The organism is Mucilaginibacter defluvii (genome assembly GCF_039543225.1).
Lineage (GTDB): Bacteria > Bacteroidota > Bacteroidia > Sphingobacteriales > Sphingobacteriaceae > Mucilaginibacter > Mucilaginibacter defluvii.
On the sequence record NZ_BAABJI010000001.1, the window covers coordinates 59197 to 77981 of the forward strand.

An 18785-nucleotide genomic window follows, 5' to 3' on the forward strand; every position below is an offset into this window, starting at 1 on the left:
GCCCGCGGTTTTCATTCTATAAAGGATAAATATTCAATGCGGCGAAGAATACCATTTGGGTTATCAGCAATGTAGGGCCTACCCAGCATTGCTTTTTAAAACCAAAGTTTTCAAATACCAAAAGCATGAACATGCTCACAAAAAACCAGCATACATAATTGTAAACCGGTATGGCATCAAAACGCCAGTGCCAGTAATCAAATTGTATGGCAACAGGTTCAATCAGTATATCGAGCGCTACCATCAGCAATGCGCCGTACACTATGCGCAGCCACCGGTTTTTCAACCCGGCGCGATGCATCAGCACCCCGGTTGAATACACTAATAAAAACCAGTTAACGCCGATCATCAGCGGTATATTCAGCACTTTTATACCCAGGGTACTGCCGTAAGCATAATAACCAAACAATGCGCCGGTGTGCACGCCTATCCACTCGGCAATATAGCCTGCAAAATATATAATAAGGTAAAAACTCCAGAAGCGGTTATCAACTTCATGGTGGCTAACCACAATAATGCCCAGCATCAGCAACAGGTGAAAGGGTACAATAGCTTCAAACAGGTCACGCGTGGCAGGCAGCGCGAAGCCCACGTAACCAACTATATGAAAAAGTACAATAACAAAAATCAGCAACCTGGGCTTCCTTAAAAACGGGATCATACCTGGCGGCCTTTCCATACGGTATTTTTGGTAAGGTGTTGCTGTACCGCGAAAAAAGCGATCAGCACCATACTTGCCATTTGTAGCGGATGTAAGATTACGTTGAGCAGCGGGTTTTGCCCGGCTGAAAAGGAGATCATAATGCGTGTTAGAATGATGAGGCCAACCATCAGCGCGATAAGCGGCAGGTTCAGGGTAGTAATTACCAGCATAGGCCCGCCGATGAGCAGGGTAATGTAAACGAGGAAACCCGGCACGCTATAATTAAATATAGCCAGAAAGTTCTTGCTGAACCCTTGAATAGCCTCGTTATAACCGGTATACATACGGCAATAAATTAAATCGTTAGCCAGTAATCCCTCGCCGCGATAGCGGGCAGCCTTTACCAGTTTCATGATCTCCACATCCTCCACCACCTTATCGCGTACCTGCTTGTGCCATTGGTTGGCATGGTAGGTCTCGGCATCAAAAAACATAAATTGACCGCTGGCGGCGGCAACAGCGTAATGCCGGGTAAGGTATATAAGCCGTATGGGTAAAAGATTTAATAACAAAAAATGCATTAATGGTACTACCACTTTTTCGCCGAGGGTTACCATACGCTGGTTGGTAAATAAGCTGAGCAAAGCCACTTGCCGCAGGTGCATGCGGTGCACGGCGCTGTTAATCAACCCTCGTTCTATTTCCTCATCAGCATCAACAAACATTAAATAGCGGCCCTTAGCCTGTTTGGCCAGTTGGTGGCAGGCATAATTTTTACCCAGCCAGTCGGAAGGCAGGTTGTCACCTTGTATTACCCTGAAATTGGCATGTGCGGCTGCATATTGCCGGCAAATGGCGTAAGTGTTATCGGTTGAGTTATCGTCAAGGATGATGACTTCGTAATGCTGATAATCCTGACGGCTTATAGAGCGTAACAGGTTTTCAATATTCTGTTCCTCGTTGCGGGCAGGTATCAGGATAGATACCATATCATTGTAAGATTTGCCCACACGCTGCAGCTTAGGGTTCGACATAAAGTTGAACAGCGTAACCACAAAACGCAGCACAATAAAAAACAAGGTTACCGATATGGCAATGATCACTGTTATATAACTATTTGTGTTTGCTGCTGCCTTGCCGCCTCGTAATGCTGTTGGTAGGCCTCAGTTAATTGATGTATATTATTAAAGCTGTTAACAGCGCTTTTGTTTACATAAACGTTGACGCCCGGCTTTTTATGTTCAAAGTATTCAATAAAAGTAGCGGAAAAGATTAGTTGCGTTTTTTGTTGCGTTTTATCTATCACCCGTAATATGCCCTTGTCAAAATCAACCTGCTGCACAAAGTTTGAGTATAGCTTCCCTTGTGGAAATATTACCACCAGGTTTTGCGGGTCATTTAATAACTCAGCCGCGTAGTTGAGCGACTCAATCAGCCCCTTTGAGTTTTTACTGATAGAGAACGCGCCCATGTATTTTAAAAAGAAAACCTTGCTTACGGTTTCTTCGAGTATCATGATGTGGAAGCGTTTTTTAAACAGTTTATAATTAAGGTAGTATAGTATAAAGCCATCCCACCAGCTGAAATGGTTGGGGATTAACAGTACCGACTTGTCCGCATCTACCGCGATATTATTATAATTAAACGAGCGGAAGTTTTTATCGATCAGCCGCAAAATATACCGGTGGAAGAACCAGTGGATGATTTTATTATTTTTCGGGGTGATCATTTCTTTATGTTTAATAATAATTAATGGTCGACATGGATCTGATTGGCCAAAGCCTGCTTGTGGTGAGCATTAATATTTTTTACCAATTGTTCGAAAGGCAATTCGCCGGCCACGCCACAATCAAACAAATGGATAAAGGCCGATGGCTTCAGGCTTTCAAAATAGTCTATCAGTACGCAGGAGTATACAACCTGGCAGGGGCCTTTAATATTTTTTATCAACCGTTCAATACCAATTCCAATCTCAATTTCGGTAGCATGGTTTGATATCAGTTCGCCTTGCGGAAAAACCACCACCAAATTGTCGGGGTCGTTTAGTAAACCTGCCGCGTATTGTAATGATTTGATCATCTCGCGCGAGCCTTTTTCGATGGAGAAGCCGCCGAATAGGTTAAACAACATCCGCTTACGCAGGTGGTCTTCCTGCATCATGATGAATAACTTGCGTTTAAGGTGCCAGTAAGCCAGGTAATTACCAAAAAAACCATCCCACCAGCTAAAATGGTTACACAGCAGCAGTACCGAGTGGCCGGGTTTGGGCTTGAAAGGCATAACAACCACGCGGTTAAAGGCCTTGTGTATGCGGTAGCGCATGTACCGGGCAAACCAGTTGCTGAAAAGGCTTACTCTGCGGGCGGGTATCATACTTTAAATTTAACTAAATATTTATCCAGATCGGCAGTTACCAGCCAGTGCCCAAGGTCAACCTCATGCACCTCGGGGTTATTTAAGGTGTTGATAAAGGGTTGAGCCTCCCGCTTAGGGAACAAGTTATCATGCCTGCCAAAAATTAAACGGCATTTAATATTATGCTGATTAATAAGTTGTGCCACCTTTTGTGTATCGGGTTTTAAGCGTTTTATCAGGTTGAGGGTATAATATACATCAAGGCGTTTTTGTTCGGTATCCATTTCGCTCCAGGCAATTTTATACAGGCTTTCATCAATAAAACCCACGCGTTTAAGTGTTTTTAATAATGATGGCGCTATCCATTTGCTCTTGGTAACGGTACGGAAAAGGTAGCGGCCCAGTGTTTTATGCGTTAATATATGGAAACCCTTATACACAAACAGCCCGTCAGGTGCCATCAATATCACTTCGTCTATCAGGTCAGCATACTCCTCAACCAGTATCAGCGCCAGGTTAGCACCGATGGAGTAGCCCAGTACCGAAAAGCGTTGCCTGCCATGCAGTTTAAACCACTCCTCTACGTAATTGCGCACCAGCGCTTTGGGCATACCCTGAATGATCTGCTGCTCGCTCCAGTCCTTTAGCGCGCTGCCGCCATGAAAAAAATGATCAAAACCGTAAACATGATATTCGGGCAGTACCGATTGCTCCAGCACGTGAAACTGTTTACCCGTCATGCCGTAGCCATGAAAAGCCAGCAGCGGCTTGCTACCCGTACCGTATTCGTGATAGTGTACCTGCCCTAACTGCGGGATGTGTAAATAACCCATTGCGGCAATATTAACAAATACCTGCTAAAAAGTTTGCTGCAGTGTGTAATTGCGTGTGATAGTAAACATGATACTGATCATTATTTTGTAATATATACCCCTCAGTTTAGCAGTGTACAAGGTATTTATAGTATTTTTGAAGCCTCAAAATATTATGGCAAAAAAGGGAATATTATTAGTGAATTTAGGTACGCCTGATAGTCCGTCAACCGCAGATGTGCGCCGCTATCTGGATGAATTTTTGATGGACGCGCGGGTGATAGATGTAAATGCTGCCTTACGTACCTTTTTGGTGAAGGGAGTGATTGTACCGTTCAGGGCGCCTAAATCAGCTAAGTTATATAAGGAGATATGGGACGATAAAACCGGATCGCCATTAAAATACTACAGCATTTTACAGCGCGATGCCTTGCAGCAGCGCCTGGGCGACGGGTATATGGTCGAGCTGGCCATGCGCTACCAAAACCCATCTATTGAATTAGCTCTTGAAAACCTGAAAAATGCCCTTGTTGACAGCGTTCAGGTGATCCCGCTGTTCCCGCAATATGCCTCGGCAAGTACCGGTTCGGTTTACGAAAAGGTAATGCGCCTGATGAAGGATTGGCCTACGCCGCCGCCGGTATCATTCATCAACTCGTTTTATGATGACGATTTGGTGATCAAAACCTTTGCCGATAATGCCCGCAAATACAACCCGGCATCGTACGACCATATCCTGTTCAGCTTTCATGGCCTGCCGCAGCGTCAGTTAATTAAAGCCGATCATACCCACAGCCATTGCCTGAAGGTGAACGATTGCTGCCAGACTATTAACGATAAAAATAAATTTTGCTATTCGGCACAATCATACCACACCGCTAAGTTGATAGCCGCCGAGCTGAATATCGCTAAGGAAGATTATACCGTTTGCTTTCAATCGCGCCTGGGTAATGATCCATGGGTGCAGCCGTACACCAGCGAGATTATCCACAAACTGGCCAAAGAAGGCAAAAAACGTCTGCTGGTTTTTTGCCCGGCTTTTGTTGCTGATTGCCTGGAAACTGTTTACGAAGTTACCGAAGAATACGGCGCCGAGTTTAAAGCCCTTGGCGGCCAGGAAGTACAGCTGGTTGAAAGCCTGAACGATTCGCCGGTGTTTATTGACGCGCTGGAGCGTATGGTGCGCAATAACTAATCAGGCGGTTGCTGAATTTCTAATAAAGCTCACTATCTTTTCGGTAGCGCCTTTTTGTGTATCTACGTATTGTTTTGCCTGTTGGCTGCTTGCGGTATAATATGCTATATCAGTTGTCAGCTTTTCAACAATCGCCCTTAGCTCTGCCTCATTACTGATGCTGAAACCGGCCTCAAGTGATATCAGTGCTTTGGCTTCATTAAACTTATGGTAGTTTGGTCCGAATATTACCGGGATGCCAAAAGCCGCAGCCTCCAGCGTATTGTGTATGCCCACGCCAAAGCCGCCGCCAATATAAGCCATATACCCGTATTTGTATAGCGATGATAGCATACCCATATTATCAATAATCAGGCATTGACGATTATTATCGCCTTCGGTTATTGGTAGCGCCGAATATTTTATGCAACTATCGGGCGGCAATAAATCAGCTAAGTGGTTTATTTTCTCCATACTCAGCTCATGAGGGGCGAAAATAAATTTCCACTCCGGGTATTCACTCACTAATTCAGCAAGCAATTTTTCATCATCGGGCCAGGTGCTGCCACAGATCATGGTTTTGTGACTGCCGATGAATTGCTCAATTTCCGGTAATTGTTTGGGGTTGGAGGCATTAGTCCACACGCGATCTAACCTTGTATCGCCGCTAACGGTAGTATTGTTTATGTTGATGCCTGCCAGTAATTGTCTGGAATGCTCATCCTGCAAAAAGAAATGGCGTACGCATTTTAACATTTTGCGGTGCATGCCGCCATACCACTTAAAAAACACCTGCCCATCCCTGAATATGCCCGATATTATATATAACGGTACCCTGCGCTTATATAGCTGCGCAAAAAAATGGTACCAATACTCGTATTTGGTAAATATAACGATGGATGGGTTGATGGTATTAATAAAGCGCGCCGCGTTACCACGGGTATCCAGCGGCAGGTAGTATACCGCATCGGCCAGGGGCGTATTTTTACGTACCTCGTAACCTGATGGTGAAAAAAAAGTGATCACGATAGGCCGGTCAGGATAAGTTAGCTTCATTTGTTCAAGCACCGGGCGGCCCTGCTCAAACTCACCTAATGATGCAAAATGAAACCAAATACTGTTGTGATAACGTACAAATGATTGCTGCCTGCGCCCTTTTATCCAAAGCTTTGCCTTTGGGTTAAAAAACGAAGCCAGCCAGATTATCAAATAGTATAAACGTATTCCAATATTATAAAGCGCAAACATTTTGGGCGATGAATGTTTATATTCGTCGGGGTTAAAAGTACAAATACTAACGCATCAATTTCAAATAACATACAGGCATGGCAAGAAAGCGCATACTTATTACCGGGGCCGCGGGCTTTTTAGGCTCGCACCTTTGCGACAGGTTTATTAAAGAGGATTACCACGTTATCGGCATGGATAACCTGATCACCGGCGACCTGCGTAACATTGAGCATTTGTTTAAGCTGGAGAACTTCGAGTTCTATCATCATGACGTTTCAAACTTTGTGCACGTACCCGGCGATCTGCATTACATCCTGCATTTCGCTTCTCCTGCCAGCCCGATAGATTATTTGAAGATTCCTATCCAAACGCTTAAGGTAGGCTCATTAGGTACGCATAACCTCTTGGGTTTGGCCAAGGCTAAAGGCGCGCGTATGCTGATTGCCTCCACATCCGAAGTATATGGCGATCCGAACATTAACCCGCAGCCCGAGGAGTATTGGGGTAATGTAAACCCGGTTGGTCCGCGTGGTGTGTATGACGAGGCCAAGCGTTTTCAGGAAGCCATGACCATGGCTTACCATACCTTTCACGGTGTGGAAACCCGCATTGTGCGCATATTTAACACTTATGGTCCGCGTATGCGCCTGAATGATGGGAGGGTATTGCCGGCTTTTATTGGCCAGGCCTTGAGGGGAGAATCGCTAACCATGTTTGGTGATGGTTCGCAAACCCGCTCGTTTTGTTATGTTGACGATTTGATTGAAGGTATTTACCGCCTGCTGTTCAGTGATTACGCGCAGCCGGTTAACATTGGTAACCCTGACGAGATTACGATACGCGAGTTTGGCGAAGAAATAATAAAACTTACCGGAACCGACCAAAAATTAATAAGTTTGCCGCTCCCGGTTGACGACCCTAAACAACGCCGCCCGGATATTACAAAGGCTAAAGAGCTGTTAGGATGGGAGCCTAAAGTATCGCGCAGCGAGGGTTTGAAAATTACGTATGATTATTTCAAATCGTTGCCGGAACATGAGATACAGCACAAGGATTTTTCAAACTACAATAAATAAACCTCTTAACTAATGGCAAAAATATTAGTAACCGGCGGCCTGGGTTATATCGGCTCGCATACGGTTGTTGAACTAGTAAACTCGGGTTACGAACCGATAATAGTTGATGATCTTTCAAACTCTCAGCCTAAGATACTCGATCAGCTTACCAAGATCATCGGCTACAAACCGGTATTTCACCAGGTTGACCTTTGCGATGAAAAGGCCGTGGCTAATCTGGTAGCTACCGAGAATGATATTGCGGGCATCATCCACTTTGCGGCATTTAAAGCCGTAGGGGAGTCGGTTGCACATCCCTTAAAATACTACCGCAATAACTTTTACTCGCTGATAAACCTGCTCAACGGTTACTATGGCAAACCTTTAAACTTTGTATTCTCATCAAGCTGTACCGTATATGGCCAGCCGGAGAAGCTGCCCGTTACCGAGGACGCGCCTATACAACCAGCGCAATCCCCTTATGGTAATACCAAACAGGTGGCTGAAGAAATATTAAAGGACATGGTAGCATCAGGTACTCCTTACAAGGTAATATCCTTGCGCTACTTTAATCCCGTTGGCGCGCACGAAACCGCACTGATAGGCGAGCTGCCGATAGGCGTGCCGCAAAACCTGGTGCCGTTCATTACACAAACCGCCATTGGCAAACGCGAAAAGATCACTGTGTTTGGCGATACCTACAATACGCCTGATGGCAGCTGTATCCGCGACTATATACACGTGGTTGACCTGGCCAAAGCGCACGTATCTGCCTTAAAGCTTGCCGAGCAGGAAAGCTTTAGCGGTTACGACGTATTTAACCTGGGTACAGGCACGGGCAGCTCGGTACTAGAGGTAATCGCCGCGTTTGAGAAAGCTACAGGAGTTAAATTAAACTACCAGATAGGCGCCCCGCGCCCCGGCGATGTTGAGCAGGTATGGGGAGATGTGAGCAAATCAACCGAAAAACTGGGATGGAAAACCGAGCTTGGCTTAGATGAAATGATGTCATCAGCCTGGGCATGGGAAAAATATATCGCCCAAAACCCTATAGGATAAGCAGTCAAACCGCTTTTAATAAACAAGCCCCGGCAGATATAATTATCCACCGGGGCTTTTGTTTTATTGTGATGGCTGGTTCTATTCGTATCGTAATGCCTCAACCGGATCGAGCTTGGATGCTTTTTTTGCCGGGTAATAGCCGGATGTAAGGCCGATGAATGTACAAACAACCAGCGAGACAATCAGCCAGAACCACGGCACAGCAAATGATCCGCTGATGTTAACAGCTATCAGGTTGCCAATGGCCATTCCTAAAACTATGCCGCCTACGCCGCCTATAAGGCAAATTACAATGGCCTCAAGCAAAAATTGCTTCCGGATAACTGATGGCGTTGCGCCTATTGATTTACGCAACCCGATCTCTCGGGTACGTTCTGTTACCGATACCAGCATAATATTCATCAAACCGATAGCTGCACCTAAAAGAGTGATAACACTTACTACCAGGCCTGCCGCGGTAAGCGCAGCCATCTGGCCATTCAGTTGTTCTTGTATGGCATCGCTGCGGTCAACGTCAAAATTCTGAGGTTGGCCAACGCTTAACCCGCGTATGTTACGGAACAGGGCGGTAGCCTCGTCAACCGTGGCATTCAGTGCTTCCGCGCTTTTTACGGCTACGGTTATTTCAAAGGATGGGTTTTTGGTGATGATGATCTGCTTTGCTTTAAATACCGGGATAAGGCAAAATTTATCGCCGCCAAATTGCGAGCCTGAGCCCTTTGAGGCCAGCACTCCAATTATGCGGAACTGATTGCTACCGATAAATACGGATTTATTAAGCGGGTCGTTATTTTTAAAGAGCGTCTTTTTTATTTCGTCCCCAATTATCACCACGTTATCGCCATGTTCAAGTTCTGAGGTAGAGAAGTTGCGGCCGGCCGCCAGCTTATACCCGCTGTTTTGAATATAGTTTTCGTTAGTGCCTGTTACCGATATATTAGGGTTGGTTTTTTCGTTACCATATTTAGCAATTGCCGATCCGCTTACCGATAGATTGATGGAGATAGATGATGGCAAATTAAAGTTACGGCGAAAGCGTTCAGCCTGGTCGTAGCGAATAGAGGGATATGCCTTGCGTGCGCCGCCGGGGCCAAAGTTGAGGTCTTGCCCCATGTTACGTATGGTAAAGGAGTTTGCCCCAAGCCCGGCAAAGGCATCATTAGTAAATTGCTTTATGCCCTCAATAGCGGTAAGTATGCCTACCAATGCCATTATACCTATTGATATAATAAGCGCTGTAAGGGATGTACGCAGTTTATTGCCGCTGATAGACTGCAAGGCAATAGCCAGATTTTCGCGAAGGGTAGTTTTTACCGCCATAATTAAAACTTGGGGTTAAGACTATGCGCCTGCCCGGTTTGTTACATTTGTATAATAATAAATAAGCGAGGCATAAAAAAAGCAGCCTTGCGGGCTGCTTTCATTCTATTAAATATCTTGTTAAACCGAAAATGATGTTCCGCAGCCACAGGTGCTGGCAGCATTAGGGTTGTTAAAGGTAAAGCCACGAGCATTCAAGCCATCCTGAAAATCAATTTGCATACCTGCCAGGTATAGGCCGTGCGCTTTGTGCATAAATACCTTTATGCCGTCAATATAATATTCCTGGTCGCCGTCTTTCTTTTGGTCAAAGCCCAAAACGTAGTTCATGCCCGAGCAGCCGCCACCTTCAACGCCAACGCGTAAGCCAAAATCATCCCCAATCTCCTGCTGATCTTTTAGTTTTAACAGTTCCTTTACAGCGCCCGGTGTAAAGCTTACCGGAGCGGTCTCAACAGCTATACTCATCTTATTTAATTGTTAATTCACAAATATAATGTAAAATACACATTTTTGTTGGCCCCGCCAAGTTTATGACGGGCGCATAACATTTACCGTCTCATGAATTTATATCCCCTGCTTATTGATGTTTTAAAAACTACCCTTGCCGGTGTTGGCATTGTGTGGGTGGCCTTTTATTTATTAAAGCCTTACCTGGACAGGCTTGAACGCAAATTAATTGCGCAGCACGCCAAGCCGGCGGTTGATCCATCGTTGATGCTGAAGTTGCAGGCTTACGAGCGTGTAGTTTTATTTATTGACCGTATTAATCCGTCAAACCTGTTTGTACGCATTGGCGCTGCAACGTTCCAGGCTGATGAACTGCACCGTTTGGTAATAACCGAAATACGCAACGAGTATCAGCATAACATTACGCAGCAGGTGTACGTGAGTGAGCAGGCCTGGGAGATTATGACCAAGCTAAAGGATGATACCATTAATATATTAAACGAGGCGGCGCGCCTGCAAGCTGCAGAGGCCAGGGGCGTTGAACTGGCCAAGATCATCCTGCAGCAATTAAGCCTTATGCAGCCTGACCCCTATACAACCGCCGCTGCAATAATTCGTACCGAAGCCCATAAATTAATGAGTTGATTTTATATCTTTGCCGCCCCGAATTTTTGAACAAAAACCAAGGCTTACGCCGAAAGTTTTCAACGATTAATTGGGGTAGTTCAAGGTTATTTATTGGAGTTCAGTCGTTTATGGAAAATGTTAAAAAAGTCGCTTTTTCCACAAACAAATACTTCAAAAAAGCCTTTTAAAATGAACATCAAAACGATCCGGATTCCCGGATTTTTAAATATTGAAATAGTTAAATATTTAACTTAAAGCTAAATAATTCACTTTGTTAAAATCGCAACGATTTTGTGTGGATAATTACGAATTTTTCAACATTTTGAAGCTAAAATTTCAAAAAGAATAAAATTTAAAAAGATAAAATTTAATTTTTTAATCGGCTTTTTTTTTCAATATTCGATGTTCCGTACTACCCCGGCAGGTTGTTTTGTTCGGGGATTGTAAATCAACAAATTACTGAAATTCTATATATGGAAAAAACTTGTATCAACGTTTGGAATAGCTGTCTTCAGATAATTAAGGACAACATACCAGCCCAAAGTTTCAAAACTTGGTTTGAGCCAATTAAAGCTTTGCGCATGGAAGGCAGTGTTCTGACAATACAGGTGCCCAGCTTATTTTTTTACGAGTGGCTCGAAGAACACTACGTAGGTTTGTTACGTAAAACCATTAAGAAGCAATTGGGCGATGAAGGCCGCCTGGAGTACAACATTGTGGTTGAGCAATCGTCATCAAGCAAGCCTTATACTACCAATATGCCATCAAACGGTAATGGTGCCGAGGCCAAAAACCAATCAATGCCTATTCCTATCGCAATTAATAAGGATATTAAAAACCCTTTTGTGATACCGGGATTGAAAAAGTTGAATGTTGACCCGCAGCTTAACCGCAATTATACCTTTGAAAATTTTGTTGAGGGCGATTGTAACCGCCTTGCCCGTTCGGCAGGCTACGCGGTAGCGGCAAAACCGGGTGGTACCTCATTTAACCCGCTGATGCTTTACGGCGGTGTTGGTTTAGGTAAAACCCACCTGGCGCAGGCCATTGGCAACGAGATCAAAAAATCACTGCCCGATAAGCTGGTGCTTTATGTATCGTGCGAAAAGTTTACCCAACAATTTGTTGACGCGCTTAAGCATAACAACATTAATGATTTTGTGAATTTTTACCAGGCCATTGATGTACTCATTATGGATGATGTGCACAACTTTGCCGGTAAAGAAAAAACACAGGATTTCTTCTTCCACATATTTAACCACCTGCATCAGTCGGGTAAGCAGCTGATCATTACATCAGATAAAGCACCAAAGGATTTGGCAGGTTTAGAAGAGCGTTTGCTGTCGCGTTTTAAATGGGGCCTTTCAGCCGATTTGCAGGTGCCTGACCTGGAAACCCGTATGGCCATCCTTAAAAACAAGATCTACCAGGATGGTATCGATATATCAAACGAGGTACTGGAGTATGTGGCCCATAATATTGATAACAACGTGCGCGAACTGGAAGGCGCCATGGTATCATTACTGGCGCAATCAACGCTTAACCGTAAGGAGATAGACCTGAACCTGGCTAAGCAAATGCTGAAAAACTTTGTGAAGAACTCCTCTAAAGAAATTTCGATGGAGTATATACAAAGCCTGGTTTGCGAGTATTTTGAAGTGCCTATCGAGATGGTGAAATCACAAACCCGTAAGCGCGAAATTGTACAGGCCCGCCAGATATCCATGTACCTGGCTAAAGCACACACCAAAAGTTCATTAAAATCTATCGGCCACTTTTTTGGCGGCCGGGATCACTCAACCGTAATCTACGCATGTCAAACCGTTGAAGACCTTATCGACACCGACAAAAAATTTAAAGGCTACGTTGCCGACATCCAAAAGAAACTTAAAATGAGCTAACCTCTCGTTTCAACAATATAAAAAGGCCGCGTGTAAAACATGCGGCCATTTTTTTAGCGTAATAAATTGGTTAATAAAATGATATATTTACAAAAACCTTTATCTATGTCAATTAAACCAATTAAAGCCTGCCTTGTAGCAATATCTCTTTTTCTGTTTTCTATACCGGTTAAAGCGCAGGTAGCAAAACCGTTCACTTATAGTTACACCAATAATTTCAGCGGCACATTTAATGGCAGCGAAACGCTGGTATATCATTTTACGCCGCTCAGTAAAAATGCTGACGGAAGTACGGTTTATGATTGCCGGCTCGTCGGTGTAAAAAAGCGGGACGAAGGAAATCGCTTTAATTTAAATACGGATAAGATCAGAGAAACAGACTTCAGTAACTCAGGCGTGGTTGAAAAATTGGCGCTGCTAAATACTCCGTTTAAGGTAACGGTGGATAAAAAGGGTATAATAGGAGATATTAACGGTCTTGACGAAATTGCTACAGCGGCCAAAAACAAATGGGTTTTAAAGGAAGGTATCTATAATCAATTTGTAGATAATTATAAGGCCTTGAAAAACGATATACAAATGTTGTTTTTGAAGTTGCCTGATAAAAAAATAACCTATGGATCGGAGTGGATCGTTGGAGATAACCGGTATAAAGTAGTGGCCATAAAAGGCGCTTTGCTGGATATTGTGGTATCGCCGGTTAATACACAGCAACATAAAAGATATAGTCACCAACTTGTATATAACGATGTTACCGGATTGATACAAAAGTCGACGGAAAGTTATTTGTATATCGATTCAAACGCGCGGCCAATATATAAAAATGATGGCGATCGCACCTGTCAAATAACCTACAATACTCAAATTCCGGCATTAGATACCGCCTGGATAAATATGGCGGTACGAATGAGCTATTGGAGCGAAGCTTTAAAAAAAGGTACACGAAATGATTCGGCAAAAACATTTGCCTTATTTAAGATTTATGACCCGTTATTTAAAAATGACGCGTATTACTGTAATGCTAAATTGAGCGCGATACAAAAGCTTGATTTAGAGGAAAGCTATGAGCTTTATGAAAGCGTGCTCATGCGAAGCCCTAATCATCTTATTGACCCGATGGGTGTTCATTTTTATAACAAACTGGGGAATTCTTTAAAGCAATCGCCTGATTCAACTTATGATATCATCAAATACTTTCATGTTAATCCATCGTTTAGTAGTTGGATACAACAATCATTGGCACAAAGCTATCTTGACGATTTTTCGGAAGAGGATTTTCGAAAAGTTATGCGCGAACGTAAGGTAAGTGATGCCGAAACAGCAGAAGCGATCTCTGATCATAAAAAGAAAGTTATAAATGCCCTGCAACTGATCGAAATGATGAACGCCTCGAAGCTTGCCGGCGTTAGCCAAAAAAGCAAGGGACTGTATATTTGGGTTAAAGCGAAAGCTCAGCCGAATAATAAAAAGCAGTTATTGGATGCCACTCGCGCACTTGAAAATATGGATGATGCCACAAGTAAAGCAACCAATAGCGGCAGGTATGCCATGCTTGTTTATAACATGTTATATGCGGGAGGTGAAAAAGGGGCAGCGAATAATTTGCTTAATAAAACCATCACCAAACTTGAAAAATATACGGCTGATACGCTTAACAGCGACAGGTATGCACATCAAAATTTGCTTGCCCATGCATACTACCTGAAATACACGGCAGCCAAACCTGCCGACTCGGTTAAGGCTTTACAATACCTGGCAAAGGCGGCGCAGTACTCGCCAAAAAGTAATAAGGAAAAGGCCTATACCAGTTTTTACGATAGGGTATTCCTTAAATCGCAGGAGAGCTACCGCGAGGAATTTATTGACCGCTTATTTAAAACAGGCGATGAACAACAAGCGCTCGCCATTTTTGCAGAACACGTAAATGTAAACCCGGAGCGATTGGATGAAATGGAGAAGATATATACCGCTAAATTCCCGGATAAGGCATTTAAAACATTTTTTGTAAGCAACGTTGTAAGCTCGTGGCAGCAAGCGCCTGATTTTGTATTGAAGGATATTGAAGGTAAAGAGCATAAACTAAATACCTATCGCGACAAATGGCTGGTACTTGATTTTTGGGGAACCTGGTGCGGCCCGTGTCGCGAAGAGATGCCAAGAGTAAATAAGTTTAATGAGGATATAACAAAAGGCGAGTATGCCGGAGTTAACTTTTTAAGTATAGCTTGTAATGACACGCAGGACAAAGTGAAAGCTTATTTGGCTGAAAATAAATTCACCATTCCGGTACTGATGTCAGATCGGGAAGTGGAGAAAACATACAAGATCAGGGGTTATCCTTCAAAGATATTGATATCGCCGGATGGCAAAATGATTAACATTAATTTCGGGGCCGACTGGCTTGCAATTTTGAAGAAGTTTAACCAGCTTTATGCATCAAACTAATTATATGCGTAAATTTTTTACACTGTGTCTGCTTGTTATTTCGGCAGGCCAGGCTTTTAGTCAGCAGGCAGAAAACGAAGCGGTTAAGAAAACCATTAACACTTTATTCGCCGCTATGAAAAAAGGCGACAGCACGCTGTTGCGCACCGTTTTTCATAAAGATATGGTATTGCAAACGGTAGCCAATAAAAGGGATGGCAGCAAAGTGCTGATGACCGAAAAACCGGCTGAATTTTTAAAGGCCGTAGGTACACCGCATACGGATGTTTGGGACGAGCGCATCACATTTGGCGACATTAAGATTGACGATAACCTGGCCAGCGTATGGACACCGTATAAATTCTATGTGAGCGATAAATTCAGCCATTGCGGTGTTAACTTTTTCCAGTTGATGAAAACCGCTGATGGCTGGAAGGTGATCTATATTGTTGATACCCGCCGCAAGGATAACTGCCCGGAGTAGTTTACTTCAACTCTCCGAGTTTCATTAAGGCGTAAAACAGGGCTGTACAGTGCAGCGCCTGTGTTATTTTACCATCGGCCAATAGTTGTTTAACTTCTGCTATGGTATGCTCGGTAACCACGAGTTGTTCATGCTCGTCCAGATGTTGCTCCTGCACTTTTTTACCGCCACGTGCCAGGTAACAAAACGTTCGATTATTTGATGTGGCCGGGTTAGGGTAGGTGGTGGTTACCAGCTCAATATCATCAAACCGGTAGCCGGTTTCTTCCAGCAATTCGCGGCGCATACCTTCGATCGGCTCCTCGCCCTCGTCAATAACGCCGCCCGGTATTTCCAGCGATACTACGTTGGCTGCATGACGGTATTGTGTCACCAAAAGTACTTTATTATCTTCGGTTATGGCTACGGCATTCGCCCAATCGGGGTATTCAAGCACATAATACTGTTCAACCACGCGGCCATCAGGCATTTCACATTTGTCGCTGCGCAGGGTAGCCCAGGGGCCTTTATGCAAATAGGTTGATTCGCAAACTTTCCAGTTAAGATTGTTCATGTACAAATGATTTTTTTAAGCATTTATCTAATAATGCAGCAAAAGCTATTTGCCATATCGGGAAAATAATGAATATGGCAAGAAAAAATATTTCATAGTGAGTTATCTTAAGCAAATAATAACATATCGCCGAAGGGATACTTGCGCTCAAGCCTAATAGCATCATACACAAGAGTGTTCTTTTGAAATGATAACTGCGGTTTATAATAAAATAATAGGATAAAAAAAGTAACATAGATCCTATTGAGCTTGCTAACATCAACCTTAAAATAAACCAAAGCGAGTCATCTTTTAAGTTTAACATAAAGAAGCAACCAGTATAGATGATTGTAGATGCCCAAATAATTAATCCAGGAGAGCGTATGCTTTTTTCATTTAAGCTCAATACAATGCCATAGCAAAAGCCCGGCATCAAAGCCGCAAAGACTAAAAGTACACTTGCTGCCTTAATAAAAAACAATAATATGCTAATTACAAAAAGAAATAATCCGGAAAAAAGGGAATTCTTGATCAGATCAACTTTTAATAAATACATTGATTATTACAGTAGTGACTAAATGGCTAAAGGTTAAACGATTAGGCTTAATTTATTTTACCAGCTGCCGCTGCTGCCGCCACCGCCAAAACTACCGCCGCCAAAGCCACCGAAACCGCCGCCGCCGGAGCCACCTCCGCCACCTGAAAAACCACCCCAGCCACCGCCGCCACGACCACTGTTACCCAACATATTGCCAGCCAGGAACCACCAAAACGGATCGGCTCCGCCTCGACGATCGATAATACGTCCACCGCCGCCGCCGCCACGCCTGCTGATGATTATTACGATGATAACGGTTACGATTATGCCAATCAAAACACCGGCTCCCGAACCACCTTTATCTCTCTTTTTAGGCTTTGCTTCGGCTTTGTATTCGCCCTTGGTGTACTTGATGATCTGGTCGACACCGGCATTTAAACCGCCATAAAAATCGCCTTCGCGAAAGCGCGGGTTAATATCGTTCTCGCGTATTTGGCGCGTAACGGCATCGGGCAAAGCGCCCTCAACACCGTAACCGGTTTGTATGGTAAGCTTACGGTCTTCTTTGGCAACCAATATTAATACACCGTTGTTTTTGCCCTGGCGGCCAATGCCCCAGGCCCTGCCAAGCTTTATGGCGTATTCCCCGATGTCATATTCGCCAACTGAACGCATGATAACGATGGCGATCTGTGTAGAGGTGGAATCATCAAAGGCTACCAGTTTATCCTCAAGCCGTTGCTTATCACCGGCGCTCAACGTATTGGTATAATCGGTAACTAATGTTGTCGACTTGGGTGGTATTTCCTGTCCGAAACCGGCCATTGCGGCCAGGCTTAAGCAAAAAAGTAATATATATCTTTTAAACATCTTGATAGTTTAATCGCCGTTCATTTGAACAATATCATCAGGCAGTTCGTTATTGTCGCCATCCGTAAACGGAAAGAATTTTTTTAGCTGCTGCCCCGCCATGCTGATGCCGGTAATTATACCCTCGGCAAGGTTACCGTATTTAAATTCGGCCAGCATTTTTTCTTTGGTCGAATCCCAAAAATCAGCCGGAACAACCCGGTTTATACCCGCATCACCAATAATGGCAAACTTACGGTCAACCGTGGCCAGGTAAATAAGCACACCGTTACGCAGCTTGGTTTTATCCATGTTAAGCTGGTAAAAGTATTTGGCGGCACGATCCAGCACATCTTCGCTGCATTTTTTTTCGATACAGATGCGTATCTCGCCAGAGGTTGACCGCTCGGCTTCCTCAATAGCTTTTTGTATGCGCTGCTGTTCCTCGTCGTTAAATAAATTCATTGTTGTGTGATTTCACCGATATGTTAAGATTTTACCGATTAATAAGATTGGATTTCACGGATTGTTATTTATGTGATTTCACCGATTGAGTATGAAAAGAAAAATTCGCTTAATCATATCCTTATATCAGTGAAATCACTCAATAATCAGTGTAATTCTTATATTAAAATTCAACCTTTGGCGCTTTTTCGGCACCGGCTTCGGCAGTAAAGTAGCCTTTTTCGCTAAAGCCAAACATTTTGGCTGTCAGGTTAGCCGGAAAAGCCCTGATTTTACTGTTGTAATCCTGTACAGCCTGGTTAAAGTCTAACCGGGCAACATTGATACGGTTCTCGGTACCTTCTAACTGAGCCGACAGATCTCTGAAGTTTTCATTCGCCTTCAGGTCCGGGTAGTTTTCAGTTACCGAAAGTAAACGGCCTAACGCGGCGCTCAACTCGCCTTGCGCGGCTTGGTATGATTTTATCGATTCGGGGGTGAGTTTAGTAGGGTCTACCTGTACAGATGTTGCTTTGGCGCGTGCTTCGGTAACAGCGGTAAGCGTACCTTTTTCAAAGTTGGCAGCGCCTTTAACGGTATTTACCAGGTTAGGTATCAAATCGGCACGGCGCTGATACTGGCTTTGTACCGCACCCCATTTGCTTTTAACGTTTTCATCCAGTTTAACCATGCTGTTATAGCTGCATGAGCTTAACGACATGGCCGCTACTAAAATAAGTATGGCAGAAAATAGCTTTTTCATTGTGTAGTTTTTGTTGTGAATTTACAAATTAGATAACAAATGGCATACCGATGTTACAAAAGCGCATTTTAATGACAGTTTGGCAAAAAATGCGCTGATATGGCTCCACTGTTTATTAAAGT

The 18785-nt window shown here is 43.8% G+C and carries 20 protein-coding genes; 7 read left to right on the forward strand and 13 right to left on the reverse strand.

Translation table 11 applies throughout. The features are described 5' to 3' along the window. Positions 1 to 16: 16 nt before the first annotated feature. From ABD960_RS00240 to ABD960_RS00260, 5 genes are read right to left on the reverse strand one after another with little or no spacing between them, the layout of a single operon-like run. Positions 17 to 679, reverse strand: a complete 663-nt coding sequence (locus tag ABD960_RS00240; protein ID WP_345328748.1) for a carotenoid biosynthesis protein — start codon at positions 677 to 679, stop codon at positions 17 to 19. After that, positions 658 to 1746 (reverse strand): glycosyltransferase family 2 protein, encoded by a 1089-nt coding sequence (locus tag ABD960_RS00245; protein ID WP_345328750.1) that lies wholly within the window; start codon positions 1744 to 1746, stop codon positions 658 to 660. The genes ABD960_RS00240 and ABD960_RS00245 overlap by 22 nt, the downstream gene beginning before the upstream one ends. A gap of 2 nt (positions 1747 to 1748) precedes the next feature. After that, on the reverse strand, positions 1749 to 2372 hold the full coding sequence (locus tag ABD960_RS00250; RefSeq protein ID WP_345328752.1) for a lysophospholipid acyltransferase family protein: 624 nt from the start codon (positions 2370 to 2372) through the stop codon (positions 1749 to 1751). 20 nt (positions 2373 to 2392) lie between these two features. After that, the gene (locus ABD960_RS00255; protein ID WP_345328754.1) at positions 2393 to 3016 is read right to left on the reverse strand and encodes a lysophospholipid acyltransferase family protein; all 624 of its coding nucleotides are present in this window, start codon (positions 3014 to 3016) and stop codon (positions 2393 to 2395) included. After that, positions 3013 to 3831, reverse strand: coding sequence for an alpha/beta fold hydrolase (locus ABD960_RS00260; RefSeq protein WP_345328756.1), 819 nt, complete (start codon positions 3829 to 3831; stop codon positions 3013 to 3015). The genes ABD960_RS00255 and ABD960_RS00260 overlap by 4 nt, the downstream gene beginning before the upstream one ends. 154 nt (positions 3832 to 3985) lie before the next feature. On the opposite strand from ABD960_RS00260, the gene hemH reads away from it, so the two are divergent. After that, a complete protein-coding gene (hemH, locus tag ABD960_RS00265) occupies positions 3986 to 5005 on the forward strand; it encodes a ferrochelatase (RefSeq protein WP_345328758.1) in 1020 nt (339 codons plus the stop codon). Here the strand turns inward: hemH and ABD960_RS00270 are convergent, their stop codons facing one another. Then, on the reverse strand, positions 5006 to 6193 hold the full coding sequence (locus tag ABD960_RS00270) for a 3-deoxy-D-manno-octulosonic acid transferase (protein ID WP_345328760.1): 1188 nt from the start codon (positions 6191 to 6193) through the stop codon (positions 5006 to 5008). It lies immediately after the preceding gene. A 116-nt stretch (positions 6194 to 6309) separates the two neighbouring features. Between ABD960_RS00270 and ABD960_RS00275 the strand changes: the two genes are divergently transcribed. After that, positions 6310 to 7290: a UDP-glucuronic acid decarboxylase family protein gene (locus tag ABD960_RS00275; RefSeq protein WP_345328762.1), complete on the forward strand. Its 981-nt coding sequence runs from the start codon at positions 6310 to 6312 to the stop codon at positions 7288 to 7290. 12 nt (positions 7291 to 7302) lie between these two features. Next, the gene (galE, locus tag ABD960_RS00280; RefSeq protein WP_345328764.1) at positions 7303 to 8328 is read left to right on the forward strand and encodes a UDP-glucose 4-epimerase GalE; all 1026 of its coding nucleotides are present in this window, start codon (positions 7303 to 7305) and stop codon (positions 8326 to 8328) included. An 81-nt stretch (positions 8329 to 8409) separates the two neighbouring features. Here the strand turns inward: galE and ABD960_RS00285 are convergent, their stop codons facing one another. Beyond that, positions 8410 to 9651 (reverse strand): ABC transporter permease, encoded by a 1242-nt coding sequence (locus ABD960_RS00285; RefSeq protein WP_345328766.1) that lies wholly within the window; start codon positions 9649 to 9651, stop codon positions 8410 to 8412. Between the two features lie 120 nt (positions 9652 to 9771). Beyond that, the gene (locus ABD960_RS00290; protein ID WP_345328768.1) at positions 9772 to 10119 is read right to left on the reverse strand and encodes a HesB/IscA family protein; all 348 of its coding nucleotides are present in this window, start codon (positions 10117 to 10119) and stop codon (positions 9772 to 9774) included. A 93-nt stretch (positions 10120 to 10212) separates the two neighbouring features. On the opposite strand from ABD960_RS00290, the gene ABD960_RS00295 reads away from it, so the two are divergent. The 4 genes from ABD960_RS00295 (at position 10213) to ABD960_RS00310 (ending at position 15537) form a co-directional block, all read left to right on the forward strand. Continuing rightward, on the forward strand, positions 10213 to 10746 hold the full coding sequence (locus tag ABD960_RS00295) for a DUF7935 family protein (RefSeq protein ID WP_345328770.1): 534 nt from the start codon (positions 10213 to 10215) through the stop codon (positions 10744 to 10746). Positions 10747 to 11201: 455 nt separating this feature from the next. Continuing rightward, positions 11202 to 12629, forward strand: coding sequence for a chromosomal replication initiator protein DnaA (gene dnaA / locus ABD960_RS00300; RefSeq protein WP_232179121.1), 1428 nt, complete (start codon positions 11202 to 11204; stop codon positions 12627 to 12629). A gap of 105 nt (positions 12630 to 12734) precedes the next feature. Next, positions 12735 to 15074, forward strand: a complete 2340-nt coding sequence (locus ABD960_RS00305; RefSeq protein ID WP_345328775.1) for a DUF6263 family protein — start codon at positions 12735 to 12737, stop codon at positions 15072 to 15074. A 4-nt stretch (positions 15075 to 15078) separates the two neighbouring features. Next, on the forward strand, positions 15079 to 15537 hold the full coding sequence (locus ABD960_RS00310; protein ID WP_345328777.1) for a nuclear transport factor 2 family protein: 459 nt from the start codon (positions 15079 to 15081) through the stop codon (positions 15535 to 15537). A gap of 1 nt (position 15538) precedes the next feature. On the opposite strand, the gene ABD960_RS00315 is transcribed toward ABD960_RS00310, so the two are convergent. The 5 genes from ABD960_RS00315 to ABD960_RS00335 form a co-directional block, all read right to left on the reverse strand. Further along, positions 15539 to 16090 carry an NUDIX hydrolase gene (locus ABD960_RS00315; RefSeq protein WP_345328779.1) on the reverse strand — a complete coding sequence of 184 codons (552 nt, stop codon included), beginning with the start codon at positions 16088 to 16090 and terminating at the stop codon, positions 15539 to 15541. Continuing rightward, the gene (locus ABD960_RS00320; RefSeq protein WP_345328781.1) at positions 16077 to 16625 is read right to left on the reverse strand and encodes a hypothetical protein; all 549 of its coding nucleotides are present in this window, start codon (positions 16623 to 16625) and stop codon (positions 16077 to 16079) included. Before ABD960_RS00320 ends, ABD960_RS00315 begins: the two co-directional genes overlap by 14 nt. Before the next feature lie 57 nt (positions 16626 to 16682). Then, positions 16683 to 17477, reverse strand: a complete 795-nt coding sequence (locus tag ABD960_RS00325) for a TPM domain-containing protein (protein ID WP_345328783.1) — start codon at positions 17475 to 17477, stop codon at positions 16683 to 16685. Positions 17478 to 17486: 9 nt separating this feature from the next. Next, complete coding sequence (locus tag ABD960_RS00330) at positions 17487 to 17921, reverse strand: TPM domain-containing protein (RefSeq protein WP_345328785.1); 435 nt, start codon at positions 17919 to 17921, stop codon at positions 17487 to 17489. Between the two features lie 163 nt (positions 17922 to 18084). Next, a complete protein-coding gene (locus ABD960_RS00335) occupies positions 18085 to 18663 on the reverse strand; it encodes a LemA family protein (protein ID WP_345328787.1) in 579 nt (192 codons plus the stop codon). Positions 18664 to 18785: the final 122 nt, after the last annotated feature.